The organism is Lysinibacillus sp. UGB7 (genome assembly GCF_049058285.1).
Lineage (GTDB): Bacteria > Bacillota > Bacilli > Bacillales_A > Planococcaceae > Lysinibacillus > Lysinibacillus sphaericus_B.
Genome location: NZ_JBMGUV010000038.1, coordinates 1 through 15,571, shown reverse-complemented (window position 1 = coordinate 15,571; position 15,571 = coordinate 1). Strand labels below are relative to the sequence as shown.

Genomic DNA, 15,571 nt, shown 5'->3' with positions numbered 1-15,571 from the left:
TCAGCTTTTTGTTTTTCAGAGCATCATAATATTTGTTGATCGCTACGCGGTATAGCGAAGCCTCAGCAAACTTTGTATCAATACCGTCTATGTATTTGATGAATTGATAGGCTGTTTCCTGCAAAATGTCTTGAGCTCCTGTTTGCCAGCGCCCATTTTTAATAATGTAAACTGTATTGTTTTTAATTTTTCCTGTAAGTGCTTACCAAATAGCTCATTCATATCAACCCTCCTACCTAGATAACGATTGAATTGGAAAAAGGTAAACAATTAATTTCCTACAACGTTGCAACAATCGATGGCTGTATCAAAGGAGGCATTTTTTTGTCGCTCCTTTTGCAAAACATGTCGTCATATTCCTTCGCCCTACATATTATAACGAGAAAGGTTAAAAAATAAGTTGTAGTTGTTCGGTGTTTGCAAATTGCTGAAACGGACTAGGGAGGAGTTGGCAAGGATTGAGCATTGAAAAAGGAAGAAAAAATTTTGTATGTGAAGCGTTATATGACATAAAAGCACTCCAGGATGTAATAACAAATTTTCATTCTAAATATTATGGTCAATTACTCGTGAAAATAGTTGGTAGTGATACCATTCCCCTTTTTTTAATCACCAACAACGGTGCTCATTTAAAATTATTAGATACAGATAAGCAATTTGAAACGGAGTATTTTCGTATAGAATCTATTGATAAAGAGCGCTGTCGTGGCACTATTTCGTTGTTACGCGCCTATGATTATGAAGGGAATGAGACGAATTCAATTGCTGATGTTGTGAGATTAGAAAGAACAGCGAGTGAAAAATCCCTTGAATTAAGCAGTATATCGGCCATTCAGCTGTTAAATCCTGATTTATTAAAAAAGAAGATCCTCATTGAGCCTAAATGGTAATGAATGTCCCGTTAAAACTACTAAAATAATTTCAAAACTAGAGCATCTGTCTACATGCAAGTGCATTGGCTGAATTTAATAAAAAGAGAATCTAATGAAAGGAAGGTTAACGCATGACGATTATTGGAATGCTGCATCATCGACTAGACCCAAATACGGTAATCAAGTCATATGCATATGCAGTAGTTGCAAGAGCGGAAGGGGCTCAATTTTTTTATTTTACACCTAGAAGTGTTAACTTTGACGACCGTACGATTAGAGCGAAAGTATATGAAGAGGGGCAGTGGCACGAGCGAGTGATGCCCTTCCCAGATGTAATTTATAATGCAGGGAGTCCTGAAAAACTAGCAGTATCAAAAGAAATTATAGAAAAATTGAAAAAGGAAATCCCGTTTACCACACATTCAATAGGGAATAAATGGAATGTTATGCAACGCTTAAAAGCTGCAAAGGAATTTGATACGTATTTGATTCCTTCCGAGATAGTGAAAAATGTAGAATTATTCCACAACTATATTGCCCATTATAAAAGAGTTGTCTTTAAGCCGATTGATGGACGAAAAGGCAGGGGAATCTATTTTATTACGAAAATGGGAAATGCATTTGAGGTAAGGGTGAATAGTGAAAAAAGAAATTATTCGAAAGCTCAATTAAATGACTTATTAAAGGAGCAGCTTTCTTCAGGGACGTTTATCATGCAGCCCTATATTAGATCGATGACAAAATCGGGGCAAGTTTATGATTTTCGCCTACATGTGCAAAAAAATGGAGAGGGTAAGTGGGTGGTGACAACCGTTTATCCACGAATCGCGCCAAATGGTTCTATTATACCGAATATAAACAGTGGTGGTTTTACTAACTATTTAGATCCTTTTTTGGAGCAAGAATTTAAAGAAGAAGCCTATAATATTCGGCGCATGCTGGAACATTTTTCATTGTCATTGGCACACCATTTAGATGACATACAAATGGAGAAATTTGGGGAGGTCATTGACGAAATCGGCATAGATGTCGGATTAGATGAGCAACAAAAGATTTGGATGTACGAAGTGAACTGGCGTCCGGGTTGCCCTCCTGCATTTTATTTAGAATTAGATGTTGTCGTGCATTCAATTCGCTATGCTATGTATCTTGCAGAAAACCAGAAAGTCATTAAAGAAGAAGTAATGGAAAGAAAATACAAGAATTTAGACGCAGCCCTAGGCTTACCGATCATCGCCATTACCGGAAGTGCAGGTAAGACTACATCGAAGGCGTTCCTCGGCTCTATTCTATCAACAAAATGGAATGTATTTGAGTCAAAAGATTATTGGAACACTACAGATCACACAAAAAAACATGCTGAAGAGATTAATTCAACCCATGAAGCAGTTGTACTTGAATATGGAATGGCATATCCAGGTATTATCACAAATCACTGTAGCATCATCCAACCAAATATTAGTATTGTCACAAATATCGGTCTGGCGCATGTTGGGAACTTTGATGGGGATGTTCGAAAAGTGGCAATGGCAAAATCAGAATTAATACATGGTATGAATCAAAAAGGATTGCTTATTTTAAATAAGGATGACGACAATTCGAAGTATTTATCGACAGAGCAATTCAAAGGTGAAATACTGACAGTCGGTATCCACACGGATGCTAATTATAAGGCCTATGATATTTTGTATAAAGGTAACGGCATGAGCTTTAAGATGAATCTGCAAGGGCAAGAAATTGAATTATTTATCCCAATCTTAGGAGAACATCATGTATATAATGCACTCAATGCCATTGCGGTTGCTGATTATTTAGGATTCGCCCCGCTGGATATTAAAGCGGGCCTAAATTTCAAAAAACCACCAAGAAGACTAACATTATATGATTGCCGTGATCAAATTACAGTCATTGATGATACTGTTCACTCTCATCCTCAAGGCGTACGAGCTGCTATTGATGTGCTCACCAACATTGCAAAGAAGCGAAAAGTTGCGATAATTGGCCAGATGCGCGAACTAGGGGACTTACGAGAAGCAGAATATCGTAAAGTGGGCGAATATATTTATGAGCAAGAAATTGACATTTTAATAACCTATGGATTCCGCACAGAAGAAATGGGTGCAGCAGCATTGGAAAAAGGGATGGCTCAATCCAACATTTATCATTTTACGAACAAGGAAGAATTGCATAAGCTATTAGAAAAAATCGTGAAACCTCAGGACACCATTTTAGTAAAGGGCGCTAGTAAAACGAATATGTTTGAAACGGTTAAATTCTTAGATCAAACATTTAAAGCTTAAATTTAATAACCCGAGTAACTGCCCGTTTCATAGTGGCAATTATTCGGGATATTTTTTTACGGCCCATTCATCAGCTTTTGCGAAAACCAAGATAGAAAAGTACTGGTGAATCAAACGTGTTTGTAGAGGGACTAGGAAGGGAATGGTAGAAGTGAATATAGCCTACTTGCGTATTTAGAGTGCTTTTAGTAGAAATTTGATTTCCCTTGCAGCGGTAGTAGCATTTCTTTTCGCTTCAACTAATGTCTTCCCCTCAGCAATCACATAGGCATAACGATGGCCCATAGATAACGGTGGGGTTAGGATTGTTCCTTTTCTAGGCTTCACATAGACATCCACTACACCTGTTGACTTAGTTGCTCGTGTTTTTCCGATGACTCTCTCTAAAACGCCTCTACTCTCTACAATAACGTATTTTGTAAAGACGAATTTTCTGTGCCTCGGCTTGACATTAGGTTGCTCACCTAAAAATAGTTTAAGTGTTTCTTCCACTAAACTAAAACCGAATGCAGCGAGAAGCATATTATTCATAGCTCCCCCTGAAATTCTAGGATTAATCTCAATAAGCTTCCAACCTTGTGCTGTCAGACGAAGCTCTAAATGCAGTGTGCCATTTTCAATGTTAAATGCTTTGACGATGGAATGGAGCACTTCCTCAATACCGCTTTGAATAGCTCTTGGAACTTCTGCTAATACTCCATAACCGGTAATGATAAAACGTTTACCCTGTGTAATCTCTTGTTCAATAATACCGATAATATGAGCTTGCCGTTTATGAACAAATGCCTCTACTAAATATTGTGGTCCATCAATATATTCTTCTATCATAATTGTTTCACCTGGATTCTTGTTTTGGAGAAAACGCAGATGTGTATGAAGTTGACTTTGATCTACCGCTAATAGTACGTCCTTAGAGCCGGTAGATTTTGGAGATTTCACTATTACTGGATAGTCCATTTCTTTAGTAAATGATTCATATGGTTTTATAAGATAAAACTCTGGTGAATAAGGTTGATTCTTTAAGAAATTTCTGGTTTTCTCTTTATCTTCCATCATTTCGATGGCTTCAGATGACGTATAGTTGTCACAAAATTCATCACATAAAATGGAAGCAATGTGCACATAGGGATCTATAAAACTCACAATTGTTTTAATCTCTAAACCAGTCTTGAATAAATCGTAAATTTTATCTTTCATTTCTTCTATATTTGAAGTGTCGATGAAAATCATTTTATGAATATCTGGATAGGCTTTTCTCTGCTGTAATTGCTTTTCATTGTTTGTGAAAAGTACAGTCAAGTAACCCAATTTCTCTGCTGCTTTTATGGCTTCACGACTTGACCCGGATTTGTTTGTGCCAACAAATATAATCGCTTTCAGTTATATCACTCCTTTAATTGGAACTTGGATTCTTAATATACATTTTATATATATGCGCACAAATGGTTTTCTTCTAGTTATGTATCATGTTTACATCCAAGCAACTTTTGTCGACGTACATATACTAGAAAAGAAAGGAGTGTGAATTGATATGAAGCCTCTTACGGTGAAAAATTTAACAGCGATTATTGCAGGTAAATTAGTTCAAGGGTCGGATGAAGTGCTTATCCACTACGGCGCATATCGACTAAAACAAGTAAAAAAATCAAATACTGCCCTTTTTACAAATAAACGTATTGTAAACTGGAAAAGCCTTGAACCACTTTCTCCTCTAGTGCTCGTTACGGATTGGTCCTATAGTCAAAATGAGATTCCTAAACATGTAATCATTATTAAAGTAGCGAATACTGATGAGGCATACTGGAACTTTGTACATTTTTACCGTAGCCAATTTGATATCCCTATTGTCGCTATTACGGGTACTTCTGGAAAAACAACGACAAAGGAGATGATTAAACATATTCTTTCCGCTGGAAAAAAAGTGACGGCGACTACGCTAAGTAGTAATTCCAGAACAGCCTCTTTGCAGTATTTATTAAGCATTGATGAGGAAACTGATGCAGCCGTTTTTGAAACAGCTGTTGGTTCACCGGGGGATGTCACGATTGCAGGGAAGTATTTCAAGCCGAAAATCGGGATTATTACGAATATAGGCGCGCATCATTTAAATTACTGTAAAACTTTAGAGGGCTATATACGAGCTAAAGCTGAAATGGTGGATATTATTGACCCCACCGGTTCATTAATTCTGAATGCTGAGGATATTAACACACAAAAAATTGATTTGTCGAGATTCCGAGGCCGCATTATTAGAATTGGTAAGGATGCATCCTGTGATTTTAGAGCAAGTAATATTCACTACGGTCAAAATGGTATGCAATTTACGATTCATCACAATATGATGGAGCATGAAATATTTGTCCCTGGATTTGGTGAGCATCAAGTATATAATGCACTAGCAGCTATTGCAGCTGTTTGTGAACTGGGTGTCCCAATTACAGAAGCGGCCATCCAATTGTATACATTCCGGCAATTAAACAAGCAACTACAAAAATTTGAAGGCATTAATCACTCTATATTATTAGACGATACATGGAGCATTACGACGACTTCCTTAGAAGCCGCATTACGGGTTTTAAATTCGCTTGGTGATGGTAAGAAAAAGATAGCGGTGATTGGAACAATTACGGATTTAGGATCCTGGGGATATATTATTCATGAGCAAGCAGGTGAGCTAATCCACCGCATAGGTGTAGATGTGCTCATTACGATAGGGGAGCATGCACGTATAATGGCAGATCATGCCGTTGATTTAGGGTTTAATGAACCCGTTTATACATTTAGGAATGGTATGCTCGCATATAAGTTATTAGAGAAGATTGTGGACGAAAATACCATTGTGCTCATAAAAGGAGATATGTACAGTAAGCAAATGTTCCAATTGGCAGCAGATTTAAAGATAAAGCCATCATTACCCTCTGAATAGAATGCACTCGTGATGAGAGAGACCAACTAAGACAACGTGATAAAAACTGTGCCACACAAGGGTAGTCGATAATATTTTATATTATTCTATTAGAAAGGAGCTCCGGAAAGCACATAAAGTATTGTATAAAAAGCTAGTTAATGCTAGTAAGATGGAAGGATTGGTTGTTTACTACCCAATCGTCCAGAAAGCGCATTTCATACGATTATGAGAGGGGGCGAAGATAACTTGCAAAATATAAGTGTGAAGGACATAAGGAAGTTACTGCAAGGTGAACTAGTAAATGGTTCTGAGAATTGGTCTGTTAAACATGCAATTTATTATAATCGGCATGATTTGACACACAGTAATACACTTATGTTTGTGAATAGAAACGATGCAATCAACTGGAAGGAAATAGACAGTAAGGGGCCATCTCTTGTCATTTCCAATAAGTCTTCATCTGAGCTGAAAAATGCACTAGCCAATACAACTGTTATACAAGTGAAAAGTATTGTGCAGGCATACTGGAAGTTTATCGAATATTACAGAGGTCTTTTTCAAATCCCTGTCGTAGCTTTAACCGGAACATGTGGGAAAACAACGACAAAAGAAATGATTAAACATATAGCAAGTAAGGACTGGAATGTGCAGGCATCCGTTAGCAGTAAAAATGAGCCACGTCAATCCTTACCCTATTTAACTGGCATCGATGAGACAACAAAAGCAGCTGTATTTGAGTTAGGTTTGGGGAATACAGGCAATATTAAACATCAATGCATGATTTATCAACCTACGATAGGCATTATTACGAATATCGGAGTGCATCATTTAGATGGCTGTAAAAATCTTGAAGGTTACATCAAAGCGAAGGCAGAAATTGTAGAAGGCATTTCACAAGGGGGTACTTTAATCATCAATGGTGATGATGAAAATACAAAAAAGGTACCTTTGCAGTCTTTTAAAGGCAAGATTATTAAGATAGGGGTGCAGCAAAAGGCAGATTACAGAGCTTCTAAAATTCAATTTACGAAGAATGGCATGAAATTTGTACTGCAAGTGGCAGATGAAAAATATAGTGTTTTTGTTCCTGGATACGGCGAACACCAAGTGTACAATGCATTAGCTGCTATTGCTGCCGTAAAAGAAATGGGCATGACCATTAAAAATGCCATTTCTCGTTTAAAGACATATAAGCCAATGGCAAGACACTTAGAATTTTCAACGGGAATTGGTGAATGTACCATTGTCGATGATACATGGACTAATAACCCAACATCTGTTGAAGCGGCCTTAAAGGTTTTAGATACGATAGGAAAAGAGAAAAAAGTAATCCTTGTACTTGGTGATATTAAGCGATTAGGTAATTTCGAAGCGAAGTATCATCGTGAAATTGGTTCGATGGTGGCCGAAAGAAATATTCATACGCTGATTACAATTGGAAAAAGGGCTGAAGATATAGCCAAGCAAGCGAAGGAAGATGGAACAAATGCCGAAGTACTTATTTTTAAAGACGTTACAGGGGTTTTAGATGTGCTCAAGCCAAAACTTGATTCAGACACAATTGTGCTGATTAAGGGTCCTATGTCTAGCCGATCTATGATTGAATTTGCGAATAACTTAAAAGATATATAATAAGGTAGGGAAAGGGGGTGCCTCAAAGTTACTTGAGACACCCCCTTTCTGTTAAAATTAGTTGATTTTTGAAATACTACGATCTAGAGAACTCGACGAGCTGAAACATAGTTTTGTTTCGCCCATGTAGAATTTAGATTTTGTTTCACTATATTGTTAGCGGTCATACTAATATATTGATTGCCTCCAAGATAAATCCCTGTTTGTGTGATTTGCTTCCCACCATTATTAGTAGAGAAGAAAAGTAGGTCACCTTTTTGCAGTTGTGTTTTTTGCACGGCTTTACCAACTAATGCCTGTTTGCTCGCTAGTTTATCCTTTAAATCAATCCCATGCTTTTTAAAGACATAAAAGGTAAACCCTGCACTTGTAAATGTCAGTGAGCTTTCGTTATACGTATAACCGAATTTTGCTTTACCCGTCATACTTGAAGCAGTAGCGATGATTTTATCAGCAGAAGCTGATGGTGCGTTGACAACCGGAGTGGAGTTCTCTGAAAAAACACGTTTTGCTGTAATATAATGCTCAGCATAATAGTCAACGAATAACACTCTTGTCATGACACCATCCGAATTCGGAATGATGATACGATGATCCCCAGCGTAGATGCCTACAAGTGAAGGCGTTTGAGAGCCTTTAACACTATTAAAGAATACGAGATCACCCTTCTTTAAATTGGCACGTGAAACGGTTGTTCCTACCTTCATTTGTTCCTTTAATGTTGTTGTACCAAGATTCACGCCACTTTTTCGATAGACAAAGTCTACAAACCCTGGTGCTGTAAAGCGTAGACTTGCTTCATTATTTGTTGAGCTCATTGTAACTTTGTTTTTATAATTTAGGGCGTTTTCAACAATTTTATCGCCCTTCGTTGCAGGATTAGCTGACAGTAGAGTAGGTAAGACTCTACGCGCAGATACATAATTTTCTGTATAATACGGCTTGCTATTTAAATCAGAAATAACGATATTTTGCTTGGTATCAGCCATATGAATCATTTTATTGTCACCAATGTACATGCCTACATGATCGGGGTCTGTTCCGGTTTTTTTACTCTTAAAGAATAGTAGATCCCCTTTTTGTAATTGATTTCTCGCAACATATGTCCCTTGTTGAATCATATAATTTTCATTATACGTGCCTAGATCTACACCGTTCTTCTCGAAAATGTACATTAAAAATGAAGCACAAGAAAATTTGTAAGGATATGTAGGCTTGTATTCTGTATTGCTGTATGTAGCCTTTCCTATTAAGCTTTTCCCTGTTTGAATTAGTTGGTCCGCTTTCGTTGCAACGGCTTGTGCGTTTTTTTGTGCATTTGTAGTTGCGGCCTCTACTTCTATTGGATGCATAGTAGCTGGAACCATGCCCAATGAGCTAAAACCTAATGTTAATGCTAATGTAGTTGTTAAAAATTGTTTTTTCATGCTGTGTGTTACCTCCTGTAATACTAGCGATTGGAATAATACTGTTGGCTAGTGATTGGAATAATCGTAGCATGAAAAAGTAGCGGTTCTTCTAGGTAAATGTTTCCACGCGCAGCATTGACTAGGCCTTAAAGCTTGATATAAAAGGCTTTATCGTAGGAATTTACAGTTTCATTACAATTGTTTCAGTTACTGTATTATTAGCTGAAATAGGTGCCTATGTTGTTAGTGAATCCTACAAGTTGGTCTATCAAGGCAAATCGCTCCATGTCAGTGAAACTCGGCCTTGTATAGTGCCTGAAGTCGATTACTTTAAATATATTACAGCCCATAAATTAGATGGTTTTAGGGAGTGGTGGATAAAACGGGTGAAGTGACGGATAGGACGGGCAGAGTGGTGGATAAAATTGCCGAAGTGACGGATAAACTACTCGAAGTGACGGATAGACTCGCCGAACTGACGGGGCATCGAAGAACAATTTGAGGTACTGCAATTTATAATGTCAATTGAAGCAGCCGTCAATGATTGATGGCTGCTTTTTAGATATCACATCATTGGTTTACATTGCTTGAATCATTTCTACTCGATTCTCGAAAGGATCTCTAAACTCAAAACGTTTAAAATTGGGTATTGGAACCGCATCAATTATGTCGATTTGATGTTCCACCAATAATTTTTGCCAATAGGACAGATCTTCAACCTGGTAGGCGATATGGGCTTTTGTCGTGAATCTATCAAATCCATCCTCTGTTCCTACATGCACCTCTATAGTGCCAACTTGTAACCAGAATCCGCCACGTCCTTTAAGTGAATCTGGTTTTTCAATTTCTTTTAAACCTAATACGGTGCAATAAAAATGTTTACCATCCTCCTCAGTACCTTTTGGAATCGTTATTTGTGCGTGATGTAATCCGATAATCATTTATATCCCCCCTTTGTCTTAGTTTCCATACCTACTTCTACTAACTTCCGAATATCCCTCTTTTAGAAGCTGATTTTACCGGGGTGGCGGATAAACTACTCGAAGTGACGGATAGAACAAGCGAAGTGACGGATAGACTACTCGAAGAGACGGATAGACTCACCAAACTGACGGATAGACTTCCCGAACTGATGGATAGGAACAACACCACTACCGAAATAATTCTACTTTTCTGAAAAATATATGCTATAGTTAGAGCATAATTGAATATTGTGTAAGAATTGGTGCCAAATGAAAGTTTGGCTTAAAAGGGAAGTCGGTGAGAATCCGACGCTGTCCCGCAACTGTAAATCGGAGCAAATCACAAATGCCACTGGGGAACTGGGAAGGCTGTGAGGTGTGGATGAGAAGCCAGGAGACCTGCCAATATCTAGTACACACCAAATAACCTACGTGGAAATAGGTGGTGAGATGTGACCGTATCGGCACTGTGCGAAAACGAAAGAAATAGTACGATGTTAGGATGAATTTCGTATCGTTTCGTTCTAGTTAATTTCGACCTACAATAAACCATTTTCCGAATAGGACAATGGCTTTTTTTATTTTACAAAAGGAGAGAGAGACATGACATATACAACTACAGCAATTGGTTACCCATATATTGGGGAAGACCGCGAATGGAAAAAAACATTAGAGGCATTTTGGAGAAATGAGCTTTCAGAGGAGAACTTTTTACAGAAATTAAAGGAAATTCGCTTAGGGCGAATCGACAAGCAGCTTCGTGCTGGCTTAGATATCGTAAGCGTAGGCGATTTCACCTATTATGATAGGATGCTCGATACCGCGATGATGTTTGGTTTAGTACCCAAACGCTTTAACTGGCAAGGGGCTGAAGTAGATTTACAAACCTATTACAGTGCGGCTCGTGGTAACGATCACGCAGTAGCGTGTGAAATGACGAAATGGTTTAATACGAACTATCATTACATTGTGCCTGAATTCGAGGGACAAACATTACAGCTGACAGAAAATAAAATTCTCGCTGCTTTCTTAGAAGCGAAAGAAGCGTTTGGCATTACAGCGAAGCCAACGCTGATTGGGCCGTATACATTTTGTAAGCTGACAAAGGGCTATGACAAAATTACAGAGGCTTCATTTATTTTAGCACTACTACCACTTTATACGCAGGTTATCCAAGAGCTAATAGATGCTGGCGCCGATTGGATTCAATTAGAAGAACCATCACTTGTCACAACACTAGATGATGCTGAGATAATGCTCGTTCAGGAAATTTATACACAATTAACCGCATCTGTACCAGGTGCAAATATTATGCTACAAACTTATTTTGAATCGTTATCCGCATATGAAGATATAGTAGCGCTTCCTGTCAAAGGGATTGGTTTAGACTTTGTACATGGCTACGATAATAATATGGAGGCACTGCGTCAATATGGTTTCCCGCAGGATAAAGTTTTAGCTGTAGGTGTTATTAATGGTCGGGATATTTGGCGGGCAAATTTAGCAGAGGTTAGCACAACAGTAAAGGCGATTGAACAGCTGAGCCATGTCAAGGATTTGTGGATTCAGTCCTCTTGTAGCTTACAGCATGTGCCTATCACTACGGCACTTGAGACAAAGCTTGAACCCGTTGTAAAAAATGCACTTGCCTTTGCCGATGAGAAATTACTAGAAATTACGGAAGTGACAAAATATTTAAAGGAAAAAAATCATGCCACGAATCAAACAATTTCAGAGAGCATGAAGGCGATTGAAGCTTTAAAAAATCATCCAGTACGTAATAATAGTGCGATTCAAAAGGCTGTCCAAGCTGTGTCCTCGCAGGATTTTGAACGCCAGCATGATTTTAAAGCTCGCCAAATGATTCAGCAAGCCAAATTACAGCTCCCTTTATTCCCAACGACAACAATTGGTAGCTTCCCACAATCAGATGAGGTCAAACGTACGCGTAGCGCATGGCGTAAGAAACAGTTATCAGATGAAGAGTATGCAGCATTTGTTGCACAAGAAACGAAGCGATGGATTGCTATTCAAGAAGAGTTGGATCTCGATGTACTGGTACATGGTGAATTCGAACGTACAGATATGGTGGAATACTTTGGTGAAAAGCTAACAGGCTTTGCTTTTACGGCAAAGGCATGGGTCGTATCTTATGGCTCTCGTTGTGTAAAGCCACCGATTATTTACGGAGATGTTGCGTGGGAAACACCGATGACTGTGAAAGAAACAGTGTATGCTCAAAGTTTAACAGAGCGATACGTAAAGGGAATGCTAACTGGTCCCGTAACAATTTTAAATTGGTCCTTTGTACGGAATGATATTTCACGAGAAGATGTGACTTATCAAATTGCATTGGCCCTTCGAAAAGAGGTCGAGGCGCTTGAAACAGCAGGCATTGCAATCATTCAAGTTGATGAGCCTGCTTTGCGAGAAGGCTTACCACTGCGTAAAGAACATTGGGGCAGCTATTTGCAATGGACAGTCAATGCCTTTAAGCTGGCAACAGCAAGCGTAAAAGATGACACACAAATTCATACACATATGTGCTACTGTGAGTTTAATGATTTTATCGAGCCAATAAGTGCGCTCGATGCGGACGTCATATCCATTGAAACGTCTTGTAGTCATGGAGAGCTGATTTCTTCCCTTCAAGTAAATCCCTATGAAAAAGGTATTGGACTGGGTGTCTATGATATTCATAGTCCACGCGTACCAAGTGAAGATGAAATGTTGAACATTATGCAGGATAGCTTACAGGTATTATCAAAAAACCAATTTTGGGTTAATCCAGATTGTGGCTTAAAGACAAGGAAAGAGCCCGAGACTGTAGAGGCGCTAGCATATATGGTAGCCGCTGCAAAAAAACTGCGCCAACAAGTGCAACAATCGACGTATTAATATGAAAACTTGACTTCCAAAGGGGTCAAGTTTTTCTTTATATTTTTGGAATATTAAATAGGATATGAATAACTGAAATTATATTTACCAAAAATCCACTTTGACAACTTACTCTTTTGGGTAGGTTATATTATATTGCCCTCCTTGATTATCTATGGAAGGTAGGTGTTGTGAGTTTAATCATTTAAGTGGATTTGAGTGAAAAGAAATTACATTACTAATTGTTTCACAGGGGGACAATGACTATTAAAACGTTCAAAAAAGAACCGATGTGTTATTAAAAGAACAAGAAAAATAAAAAGCTACAGATGCTGAAAGACGTGATTGTGAAATGTTTAAATTTGAAATTGATTACGCTTAGGGTGATGAAGTAGCCCTACACACGAGGTAACATGTAAGGCTTCTTCGATTAAATTATTTTAAAAATATCCGTTCATTCTACATCTCCAAAAAGATTCAAACTAAACTTTTCTGAAAGAGATTTAATATTATCCCATGATTTATCTAGTTCACGTAAAGAATGCTCATACTCTTCTTTAGCGTTTTGTATATTACCTTGATTTGTTGCATCGACTAAACTGGTAGTTGGGGTGTAATGAGAGAGTTTTTTTGTTTCAAAATCATCTATCGCATCAAAAACTTCTTTTTCTTCTGGCGAGCTTGTTTTAGGATTGAAATCTATTTTGATATCTGAATAATTTGTTGCATCTTCATAGAATACTAGCTGTTGTGCAAGAGATTCTTTTATTTCATCACTAGAATTTAGCCATGAATGTGATTGTGATTCATGTAAATTAATCAAACTAATAATATTATTTTCTTCTATGTTTTTATATTCCCTTTCTACTTTAATATAGTCTTTTAAATCAGCAACAAATTGTTCATCGAAACCTGTATCATTTTCTTTACTACAAGCAGATAAAAGTAAGATAGAGAGTAAACTTATTAATAGTGACATTACCATTTTATTACATTTCATATGTATTCCTCCTGAAGCTTATACTTCTTTATATGGTAACATAGTCATAAAATAGAAAAAAGATTTGTTTATAATTCGTTTAAACAGTGGAAAGGAGAATGTTAATGGGTAGGGTAAATAAAGTGAGATTTTCTCAAACTATGGAAAAGATATAATGAATATAGTTAACTTTTTTACAAATAATCTAAAAGAAGCTTATGAATTTGCACATTACTTATTCCTTACTAAAGGCATAGATAACGTTAAAGTAGAACAAATTAACGGTGATTGCTACGTGCGATTTACTATGGAATATGGTGATGGATATAGTGATGAATTAGGTAAACAAATATGGAATATAGTAGAGCAATTCAATCTTGAAAGTTTAGTTTTTTTATGGTGTGTATTGGGACGTTGTACGGGGATATATAACTGAGTAAAATTTTAAACATTACGCCTTCCACAATCATCTGTGGAGGGCTTTTATTATGCTAAAAAGAAGGTGTCAAATGAAAACAGATACATTATATACATCACTTGTAGGCGGCTCAATGGCATGGGGCACTTATTTTGTTGGCGGCATTGACCATTTAATAAAAGCGTTAGTTATATTCATGACTATCGACTATGTACTAGGATTTATGGTTAGTTTAGTCTTCAAGAAAACTGAAAGTAAAAAGATGTTTAAGGGGTTAATCATAAAGACAGCAATGTGTTTAATGGTTATTGCTGCAGTGCAATTAGATTTAGCAACCGAGAGCGGTAACTTTATGCGTAATGCCATGGTTCTGATTGAGAATCTAGGTAAGTTAGGAATCAACGTGCCAAAGTTTTTAACAAATGCTTTTACGCAACTTCAAATCGACAATGATGACAAACCAAAGGATGATGTGAAATGACAAGTGTAACAACTACATGTCGAGACTTAGCCGAACTATTACAACCTGCACAAACAGCCTGTCGATTGCTATTTCAGGAGTGTTAAGGCGGGCATTAGGAACATCTTCATTACTGAAACATATCGGTCACAGGAACGCCAAAAATATCTATACGCACAAGGACGCACTCGACCAGGGCAGATTGTTACTGGGACGTTAAATAGCAATCATAAATCACGTCTAGCACGGGACATTGCTGTAGGCGCTCCACAAACTTTATATGATGTGACTACTTTAAATAAAGCCGGTGCCATTGCTAAAAAATTAGGCATTGAGTGGGGAGGTATTTGGACTAACGCTATTGACCGTCCCCACTTTGAAGTAAAAGCTAATTGGTTAATGCCGAAGAGTTACAAATTGGAAGGACAAGTAATTGTACCAAGCAACAGCAAAATGAAAGTTCAATTAATTGTGGAAGACAAAAAGGAGGAAATTAAAGTGACAAATACAACAAGGAATCCAGGTTCGCCAGCTATGAAAACTGAGACAGAAAACTTTATTGCACAGGCTGTTAAGGATGGGATTATTCAGGAATCGCATTTGAAGGATTTACAGAATGGTGTGATGACTACGGATCGTTTGATTGGATTGCAAATAACTATTCAGCAACGTAGAAATAATAAAAAATAGTTAAAATCAGTACAGTACTTGCTAAATTTAATCATAAAAATACTAAAGCCTAGGACTCAATTAA

The 15,571-nt window shown here is 37.5% G+C and carries 13 protein-coding genes and 1 riboswitch; of the genes, 8 read left to right on the top strand and 5 right to left on the bottom strand.

Features of this window, described 5'->3' with window-relative positions:
* Positions 1–87: 87 nt before the first annotated feature.
* Complete coding sequence (locus ACOMCU_RS23680; protein ID WP_421051608.1) at positions 88–222, bottom strand: hypothetical protein; 135 nt, start codon at positions 220–222, stop codon at positions 88–90.
* A 236-nt stretch (positions 223–458) separates the two neighbouring features.
* Between ACOMCU_RS23680 and ACOMCU_RS23675 the strand changes: the two genes are divergently transcribed.
* A complete protein-coding gene (locus ACOMCU_RS23675) occupies positions 459–890 on the top strand; it encodes a hypothetical protein (protein WP_421051607.1) in 432 nt (143 codons plus the stop codon).
* A 113-nt stretch (positions 891–1,003) separates the two neighbouring features.
* Entirely contained in the window at positions 1,004–3,172 is a 2,169-nt protein-coding gene (locus ACOMCU_RS23670; RefSeq protein WP_421051606.1) for a YheC/YheD family protein, read from the top strand.
* Between the two features lie 174 nt (positions 3,173–3,346).
* Here the strand turns inward: ACOMCU_RS23670 and ACOMCU_RS23665 are convergent, their stop codons facing one another.
* Complete coding sequence (locus ACOMCU_RS23665; protein WP_421051633.1) at positions 3,347–4,552, bottom strand: ATP-grasp domain-containing protein; 1,206 nt, start codon at positions 4,550–4,552, stop codon at positions 3,347–3,349.
* Between the two features lie 151 nt (positions 4,553–4,703).
* On the opposite strand from ACOMCU_RS23665, the gene ACOMCU_RS23660 reads away from it, so the two are divergent.
* The gene (locus tag ACOMCU_RS23660) at positions 4,704–6,098 is read left to right on the top strand and encodes a Mur ligase family protein (protein WP_421051605.1); all 1,395 of its coding nucleotides are present in this window, start codon (positions 4,704–4,706) and stop codon (positions 6,096–6,098) included.
* Positions 6,099–6,326: 228 nt separating this feature from the next.
* The gene (locus ACOMCU_RS23655) at positions 6,327–7,712 is read left to right on the top strand and encodes a UDP-N-acetylmuramoyl-tripeptide--D-alanyl-D-alanine ligase (RefSeq protein WP_421051604.1); all 1,386 of its coding nucleotides are present in this window, start codon (positions 6,327–6,329) and stop codon (positions 7,710–7,712) included.
* A gap of 83 nt (positions 7,713–7,795) precedes the next feature.
* On the opposite strand, the gene ACOMCU_RS23650 is transcribed toward ACOMCU_RS23655, so the two are convergent.
* Both ACOMCU_RS23650 and ACOMCU_RS23645 read right to left on the bottom strand, forming a co-directional pair.
* Entirely contained in the window at positions 7,796–9,139 is a 1,344-nt protein-coding gene (locus tag ACOMCU_RS23650; protein WP_010860807.1) for a C40 family peptidase, read from the bottom strand.
* A 560-nt stretch (positions 9,140–9,699) separates the two neighbouring features.
* The gene (locus tag ACOMCU_RS23645) at positions 9,700–10,062 is read right to left on the bottom strand and encodes a VOC family protein (protein ID WP_421051603.1); all 363 of its coding nucleotides are present in this window, start codon (positions 10,060–10,062) and stop codon (positions 9,700–9,702) included.
* Between the two features lie 265 nt (positions 10,063–10,327).
* Positions 10,328–10,505, top strand: a riboswitch (cobalamin riboswitch).
* Between the two features lie 181 nt (positions 10,506–10,686).
* On the opposite strand from ACOMCU_RS23645, the gene metE reads away from it, so the two are divergent.
* Positions 10,687–12,981: a 5-methyltetrahydropteroyltriglutamate--homocysteine S-methyltransferase gene (gene metE, locus ACOMCU_RS23640; protein ID WP_421051602.1), complete on the top strand. Its 2,295-nt coding sequence runs from the start codon at positions 10,687–10,689 to the stop codon at positions 12,979–12,981.
* Positions 12,982–13,414: 433 nt separating this feature from the next.
* Here the strand turns inward: metE and ACOMCU_RS23635 are convergent, their stop codons facing one another.
* The gene (locus ACOMCU_RS23635; protein ID WP_421051601.1) at positions 13,415–13,960 is read right to left on the bottom strand and encodes a hypothetical protein; all 546 of its coding nucleotides are present in this window, start codon (positions 13,958–13,960) and stop codon (positions 13,415–13,417) included.
* 154 nt (positions 13,961–14,114) lie between these two features.
* Here ACOMCU_RS23635 and ACOMCU_RS23630 point away from each other — a divergent pair, with 154 nt between their 5' ends.
* The 3 genes from ACOMCU_RS23630 (at position 14,115) to ACOMCU_RS23620 (ending at position 15,507) form a co-directional block, all read left to right on the top strand.
* The gene (locus ACOMCU_RS23630) at positions 14,115–14,375 is read left to right on the top strand and encodes a hypothetical protein (protein ID WP_421051600.1); all 261 of its coding nucleotides are present in this window, start codon (positions 14,115–14,117) and stop codon (positions 14,373–14,375) included.
* Between the two features lie 73 nt (positions 14,376–14,448).
* Positions 14,449–14,838, top strand: coding sequence for a phage holin family protein (locus ACOMCU_RS23625; RefSeq protein ID WP_421051599.1), 390 nt, complete (start codon positions 14,449–14,451; stop codon positions 14,836–14,838).
* 45 nt (positions 14,839–14,883) lie between these two features.
* Positions 14,884–15,507 carry a M15 family metallopeptidase gene (locus ACOMCU_RS23620; RefSeq protein WP_421051632.1) on the top strand — a complete coding sequence of 208 codons (624 nt, stop codon included), beginning with the start codon at positions 14,884–14,886 and terminating at the stop codon, positions 15,505–15,507.
* Positions 15,508–15,571 lie beyond the last annotated feature (64 nt).